Origin of the sequence: uncultured Bacteroides sp. (genome assembly GCF_947632445.1) — a bacterium.
Classification (GTDB): domain Bacteria; phylum Bacteroidota; class Bacteroidia; order Bacteroidales; family Bacteroidaceae; genus Bacteroides.
In genome coordinates this window covers 1-6970 of the sequence record NZ_CANRPM010000099.1, presented here as the reverse complement: position 1 = coordinate 6970, position 6970 = coordinate 1, and the positions used below count along the sequence as shown (strand labels likewise).

Annotated in this window: 6 protein-coding genes; 5 read left to right on the top strand and 1 reads right to left on the bottom strand. The window is 46.3% G+C overall.

The genetic code is table 11. The annotated features are described in order from the left end of the window. Positions 1-46: 46 nt before the first annotated feature. Positions 47-802: a transposase gene (locus tag Q0Z70_RS12650; RefSeq protein ID WP_298075064.1), complete on the bottom strand. Its 756-nt coding sequence runs from the start codon at positions 800-802 to the stop codon at positions 47-49. A 177-nt stretch (positions 803-979) separates the two neighbouring features. Here Q0Z70_RS12650 and Q0Z70_RS12645 point away from each other — a divergent pair, with 177 nt between their 5' ends. From Q0Z70_RS12645 to Q0Z70_RS12625, 5 genes are all read left to right on the top strand, one after another. After that, a complete protein-coding gene (locus Q0Z70_RS12645) occupies positions 980-1366 on the top strand; it encodes an START-like domain-containing protein (protein WP_298075062.1) in 387 nt (128 codons plus the stop codon). Positions 1367-1442: 76 nt separating this feature from the next. Beyond that, positions 1443-3347, top strand: a complete 1905-nt coding sequence (locus Q0Z70_RS12640; protein ID WP_298075061.1) for an LptF/LptG family permease — start codon at positions 1443-1445, stop codon at positions 3345-3347. 22 nt (positions 3348-3369) lie between these two features. After that, entirely contained in the window at positions 3370-4584 is a 1215-nt protein-coding gene (locus Q0Z70_RS12635; RefSeq protein ID WP_298075059.1) for a bifunctional 3,4-dihydroxy-2-butanone-4-phosphate synthase/GTP cyclohydrolase II, read from the top strand. Positions 4585-4663: 79 nt separating this feature from the next. Further along, positions 4664-5857, top strand: a complete 1194-nt coding sequence (locus tag Q0Z70_RS12630; protein WP_298075057.1) for a pyridoxal phosphate-dependent aminotransferase — start codon at positions 4664-4666, stop codon at positions 5855-5857. A gap of 306 nt (positions 5858-6163) precedes the next feature. Beyond that, positions 6164-6784 carry a flavodoxin family protein gene (locus Q0Z70_RS12625; RefSeq protein ID WP_298075054.1) on the top strand — a complete coding sequence of 207 codons (621 nt, stop codon included), beginning with the start codon at positions 6164-6166 and terminating at the stop codon, positions 6782-6784. Positions 6785-6970: the final 186 nt, after the last annotated feature.

The following is a 6970-nucleotide window of genomic DNA, read 5'->3' as shown; positions in this document are numbered from 1 at the left end:
GTATAGTTCCTGTCTCCTGTGCGGAAGACCTGTCTCAGGTCGTCAGCTACATCCCCTTTGTCACCGTTGCGGACATCTGGAGACCGGTGCCGGAAAACACTTCGCTGATGACATCATCAAGTCCCTTGAGACCATCCGCGCATACAAGTCCGATTCTCGATACACCTCTCTCGTAAAGGTCATTGAGCATCTCTCCCCAGCCAAGGGCACTTTCCGTAGGCTTGTTGTAGATGCCGAGAACTTCCCTGGTCTTGTCCTCCTTGACTGCAAGGATGACATAGAAAGCTTCCGTATCAACGCTGCGCTTGCGGTGGATCTTGATATGGACGCAGTCGATGAACACTACAGGATAATAGCTCTCCAGCGAGCGTTCAAGCCACTCCGTGACATCACGGCGCAGATAGTCAAGCATCCTTGATATGCTCGCCTTGCTGTAGTGCTCACCGTAGATGTCGTTGAACACTTCTCCGACCTGTTCCTGCGTCAGGCCTTTGGTGTACAACGTGCCTGCAAGACGTTCGCACTCTTCCTCCTGGTCACGCAGTATCGCCAGTATCCGGGGATGGAAGTTGCCGTATCTGTCACGTGGTATACGGAAGGTCAGTGTCCGACCGTAATCGTATGTCCGACCCCGACGGTAGCCGTTGCACTTGTTCCCGGCCAGACCTTCTTCCTGAAGATATTCCCTGCGTTCAGACACCATCAGGCTCTCAAGCATTATCTCCATCAGGTTCTGAAGACCATTTTCTCGCTCTGAGTGCTTGCATTTTAACTCGGAAAGTTGTTCTTTTGTCAAATCCATAAAGTCTACTCTTTTTTAGTTTTTGTTTGTTTTGCTTTTACAAAGCTAAAAAATCTGTAGACTTTTTTTATCACCCGGACACACTTTTTGAAACAGTATCGATTATAAAAATACATAATAGTTTTCCGTAATTAGAAATAAAGTTATATCTTGGCGACGCAATTGAACAATGAAATCATGGAAAAACAGAAAATACATTTGCAGTATCCGTTGAATGCGACCTCCAAGACAATTCTTTGGAATGCAATCAGTACTCCGAGTGGTCTGGAAAGCTGGTTTGCCGATAGTGTTCAGTCGGAGAATAAAACAGTAACTTTTTTTTGGGGGAGAACAGAATCGAGAAGTGCTGAAATCATAGCGGTGCGTGCTTATTCTTTCATCCGTTTTCGGTGGATAGATTTGAAAAATTCACGTGACTATTTTGAACTCAAGATGTCCAACAGCGAACTGACGAATGATTTTACACTTGAAATCATAGATTTTGCAGCCAAAAACGAAGTAAATGATATGCGTGAATTGTGGGACTTGCAGGTGGAAACGTTGCGTCGGGTATGCGGCTTTTAGTTAACTTTTAATTAAAAAATTCATATACTCCCCTTTTTGTACTACTTTTGTGCTTTCATCGTATGAGAGAAGTAGCATGTTGCGCATAAAGAAGTTAGATATATTCATTCTGAAGAGTTTTTGCCTGCTTTTTGCCGGTACCTTTTTCATTTGCCTTTTCATCTTCATGATGCAGTTCCTGTGGCAATATGTGGATAAGATGGTGGGAAAGGGGCTGGAAATGACAGTGTTGGGACAGTTTTTCTTTTATTCGGCTTTGACACTGATTCCTGTGTCCTTGCCGCTTGCTGTCCTGTTGGCGGCTCTAATCACTTTCGGTAACTTTGGTGAGCGCTTCGAATTGCTTGCCATGAAGGCGGCCGGTATTTCCCTGGTCAGGATTGTGAGGCCGCTGATTGTTTTCATAACGTTCATTTGCTGCGTCTCTTTTTATTTTCAGAATGTCATAGGTCCTAAGGCCCAGACTAAATTGGGGACTTTGGTGATTTCCATGAAGCAGAAATCTCCCGAACTGGATATTCCTGAAAGCGTCTTTTATGATGAAATTGATGGCTATAATTTGTATGTGAAGAAGAAAGACCGCGATACGGGCATGCTTTATGATGTGCTGATCTATAATTTTGAGAAGGGATTTGAGAATACACAAATTATTAAATCCGATTCGGGACGTCTGGAAATGACAGCCGACAAGCAGCATTTGTATCTGCATCTATATAATGGTGAACAGTTCGAGAACCTGAAATCTCAGAACATGAGCCAAAAGAATGTTCCTTATCGTCGGGAAGCATTTAGGGAAAAGCATGCTATCATTGAATTCAACTCAGACTTTAATATGGCCGATGAGGGAATTATGAGCGGGCATCCGAACAGTAAGGATATGCGTATGCTTCAGGCGGATATAGACTCGATGACTGTGCGTAATGACAGCATCGGAAGGGCATACTATAAAGAGGTCATGGCGAATACGTACAGTGTCTCTTCGTCGCCGCCGTCGAAAGCAGATACACTGAAGATGCAGGAAGCCAATTTGGCCTATTACGATGTAGATAGTCTGTATGCCTCGAAGACCTTGGCTGAGAAGCAGACGATTGTGAATGCGGCAATCAACCGCGCACAGAGCGTAGGGAGTGACTGGAGTTTCAAAAGTTTCAATATCTCGTCTACAGATATTAGTCTGCGTCGTCACATGACGGCTTGGCATGAGAAATTGACGCTTTCGTTGGCTTGTCTGATCTTTCTTTTTATTGGAGCACCTTTAGGAGGTATTATTCGTAAAGGAGGACTTGGCATGCCGGTTGTAGTATCGGTGGTGATATTCATCATCTATTATATTATAAACAATACCGGCTATAAAATGGCTCGAGACGGGAAGTGGATTGTCTGGATGGGTGTGTGGACCAGTACTGCGGTGTTGGCGCCTCTTGGTGCATTCTTTACGTATAAATCGAACAACGATTCTGTGGTGCTGAACGCAGATGTCTATATCAACTGGTTTAAGAAAATTATAGGAATACGCAGTGTGCGTCATTTGTTCCGTAAGGAGGTCATTATCCATGATCCTGATTATAACCGTTTGCCTGCCGATTTGGAAGCCTTGTCGGCGCAATGTCGTGATTTTTTAGAAACACACAGTCTGAAACGTGCGCCGAATTATCTGAACTTATGGATGTCGGAAGGGCGTGACGAAGAAGTGGAAAAGATTAGTGACCGTATGGAAGAACTGGTTGAGGAAATGGCGAATACCCGTTCGGTCAACCTGCTGACGGCGTTAAACAATTATCCGATCATTCCCGTTTATGCGCATACACGTCCTTTCCGTAATTATTGGCTTAATCTGGCTTGCGGCATTGTTTTCCCGGTGGGACTTTTCTTTTATTTCCGCATTTGGGCTTTCCGGTTGCGCTTATACAAAGACCTGGAGCATGTCATCAAGACAAACAATGACGTAATCTTGCTGATGGAAAAAGACAAGAATAAATAACGATTATATATTGACGAAAGATATGAAAAAAGTAAAGCTGAATACCATTGAAGAAGCCATTGAAGACTTCAAGGTCGGTAATTTTGTGATCATTGTGGACGATGAAGACCGCGAGAATGAGGGCGACCTGATTATTGCGGCCGAGAAGGTCACGCCGGAAAAAGTGAACTTCATGTTGAAGCATGCCCGCGGTGTGCTTTGCGCCCCGATAACCATATCGCGTTGCAAGGAGTTGGATCTGCCTCACCAGGTGGCCGACAATACATCGGTACTGGGAACTCCTTTCACTGTAACCATTGATAAGTTGGAGGGATGTTCTACCGGCGTTTCTGCAGCCGACCGTGCAGCTACCATTCAGGCGCTGGCCGACCCGACGTCGACACCTGCCACTTTTGGCCGGCCGGGCCACATCAATCCGCTTTATGCACAAGAAAAGGGCGTTTTACGTCGTGCAGGGCATACGGAAGCTACCATTGATATGTGCCGTTTGTCGGGACTCTATCCGGCAGGAGCTTTGATGGAAGTGATGAGTGACGACGGTACTATGGCCCGTTTGCCCGAATTGCGCGAAATGGCTGATGAATATGGGCTGAAGTTGATTTCAATCCACGACCTGATTGCCTATCGTCTGAAGCAAGAGTCTATTGTCGAGAAGGGTGTAGAGGTGAACATGCCTACCGAGTATGGTGATTTCCGCTTGATTGCTTTCTGCCAAAAGTCCAATGGTCTGGAGCATGTAGCTCTGTTTAAGGGGACATGGGCGCCCGATGAACCGATATTGGTTCGCGTACATTCCTCGTGTGCAACGGGTGATATTTTTGCATCCAAACGTTGTGATTGTGGTGAACAGCTTCATAGAGCGATGGAGATGATTGAAAAAGCAGGAAAAGGTGTGGTGGTTTACCTTAATCAGGAAGGTCGTGGCATCGGACTGATGGAGAAAATGAAAGCTTACAAATTGCAGGAAGACGGCATGGATACGGTAGATGCTAACATTTGCCTAGGCCATCTGGCCGATGAACGCGATTATGGAGTCGGAGCCCAAATCCTTCGCGAACTGGGTGTGCATAAGATGCGTCTGATGACCAACAATCCGGTGAAGCGTGTCGGCCTTGAGGCATACGGCTTGGAAATAACGGAGAATGTTCCCATTGAAACGACACCAAATCAGTATAACGAGCGTTATCTGCGCACGAAGAAAGAGCGCATGGGGCATACGCTGCATCTGAATAAGTGAAATTTTTGTTTTCCCGTATCAGAGAAAATCTGTTATTTTGCATCGGAAAAGCTAATGACTATATAAATATAGAAACAAAATGAATCAATTATCAGATCGTCTGAACAGTCTGTCGCCTTCCGCGACACTGGCTATGTCTCAGAAAAGCGCTGAACTGAAGGCTCAGGGCGTGGATGTAATTAACTTGAGTGTCGGCGAACCGGACTTCGATACGCCTGACCACATTAAAGAGGCTGCCAAGAAAGCAATCGACGAGAACTATTCGCGTTATTCTCCAGTTGCTGGTTATCCTGCATTGCGTAATGCCATTGTGGCTAAACTGAAGAATGAGAATGGTCTGGAATATACCGCCGCCCAGATTTCCTGTGCCAATGGTGCCAAGCAGTCGGTGTGCAACACAATTTTGACGCTGGTAAATCCCGGCGATGAAGTGATTGTACCGGCCCCCTATTGGGTAAGTTATCCAGAAATGGTTAAGTTGGCTGAAGGAAAACCTGTCATTGTAACTGCCGGTATTGAACAGGAATTCAAGATTTCTCCTGCCCAGTTGGAGGCTGCCATCACGCCGAAAACCAAAGCACTGATTCTCTGTTCCCCGTCAAACCCGACCGGTTCTGTTTATAGTGCCGGAGAACTGGCCGGACTGGCTGCCGTGCTTGAGAAGCATCCGCAGGTGTATGTCATTGCAGATGAAATCTATGAACACATCAATTATATCGGCCGCCACCACAGCATCGCTCAGATACCCTCGATGAAAGACCGGACGGTTATTGTCAATGGCGTCTCGAAAGCCTATGCCATGACCGGCTGGCGTATCGGTTTCATTGCCGGTCCCGAATGGATTGTGAAAGGCGTGAACAAGTTGCAGGGACAGTACACGTCCGGCCCTTGCTCTGTGTCACAGAAAGCTGCCGAAGCGGCTTACACAGGCACGCAGGTGCCGGTAGAGGAGATGCGTCAGGCTTTCCTGCGCCGTCGCGACCTTATTGTGAAGCTGGCCAAAGAAGTGCCGGGCCTTGAAGTGAACGTCCCCGAAGGCGCTTTCTACCTCTTCCCCAAGTGCAGCTCGTTCTTTGACAAGGCGGCCGGTGATCGGAAGATTGATAACTCCGATGATCTGGCCATGTATCTGCTTGAGGAGGGACACGTGGCCTGCGTGGGCGGTACTTCGTTCGGTGCCCCCGAGTGCATCCGCATGAGTTATGCCACGAGCGATGAAAATATCATAGAGGCTATTCGTCGTATCAAGAAGGCGTTGGCTGCGTTGAAATGAATCTGTAAAGGAGACTATCTCCTTTCATAAAAAGAAACTTCCTGGTTGGAGATTGGTTTTTCTTCGGTCGGGATTTTTTCATCGCTTGAAGAAAGGTGATTTCTTGCCGGCTCTACGATCTATATCTGCCTGGCTACAAGTTTATAGCCGGCAAGGAATAAGTTTGCAGATACGCAGAAAACCGCTAACTTTGCGCTTGCACTAAAAGCGACAGCCGTACAGAACTATGAAAAGTATTCTGTACGGATAATGTCAAGAACAATCGGAACTCAGATACCATTTAAGAACAAATAAAATCTGTCAAAAATGAAAGTATTGCTGATTAACGGCAGCCCTAACGAACATGGCTGCACTTATACCGCCTTGCACGAAGTGGCAACCACTTTAGAATCGAACGGCATAGAAACGGAGATACTCTATTTGGGCAAAAAGCCCGTTCTGGGTTGTATCGCCTGCATGAGTTGTGTGAAAACGGGACATTGTTTTCAGAAAGACATCGTACAGGATGTCCAAATGCGGTTGGATGAGTTCGACGGAATTGTTATCGGCTCGCCTGTCTATTACAGCGCACCGACAGGGCAACTTGTTTCGTTCCTGAACAGATTGTTCTTTACTGCGGCAAAACGCATGGCGGGCAAGCTGGGTGCATCTGTGGTATCTTGCCGTCGCGGGGGCGCATCTGCCACGTTCGAACAATTAAATCAGTATTTCACCATCAGCAACATGCCGATAGTCTCGTCCCAATACTGGAACTCCGTACATGGCTTCACACCAGACGATGTATGCAAAGACGAAGAAGGACTGCAAACGATGCGTGTATTGGGACAGAATATGGCTTGGCTGTTGAAATGTATCGAAAGTGGCAGGAAAGCAGGCATAGAAAAGCCAGTATATGAGCCAAGGCTGAGTACACATTTTATAAAATAAAGACGGAGAAGAACGTTTGCCCATGGACGTCTGATGGATTTTGCCGCTAGGTGCTTCGTATCGGAAACCCTCGGACACTGGTGGGGGACAGCACCTCCTTGAAAGAAAAAGGGACATTCATTAAATAGTATAAAATTAGCCAACTAATTAATACACAAATTATTGCGAATTAGTTGGCTTTTTTGT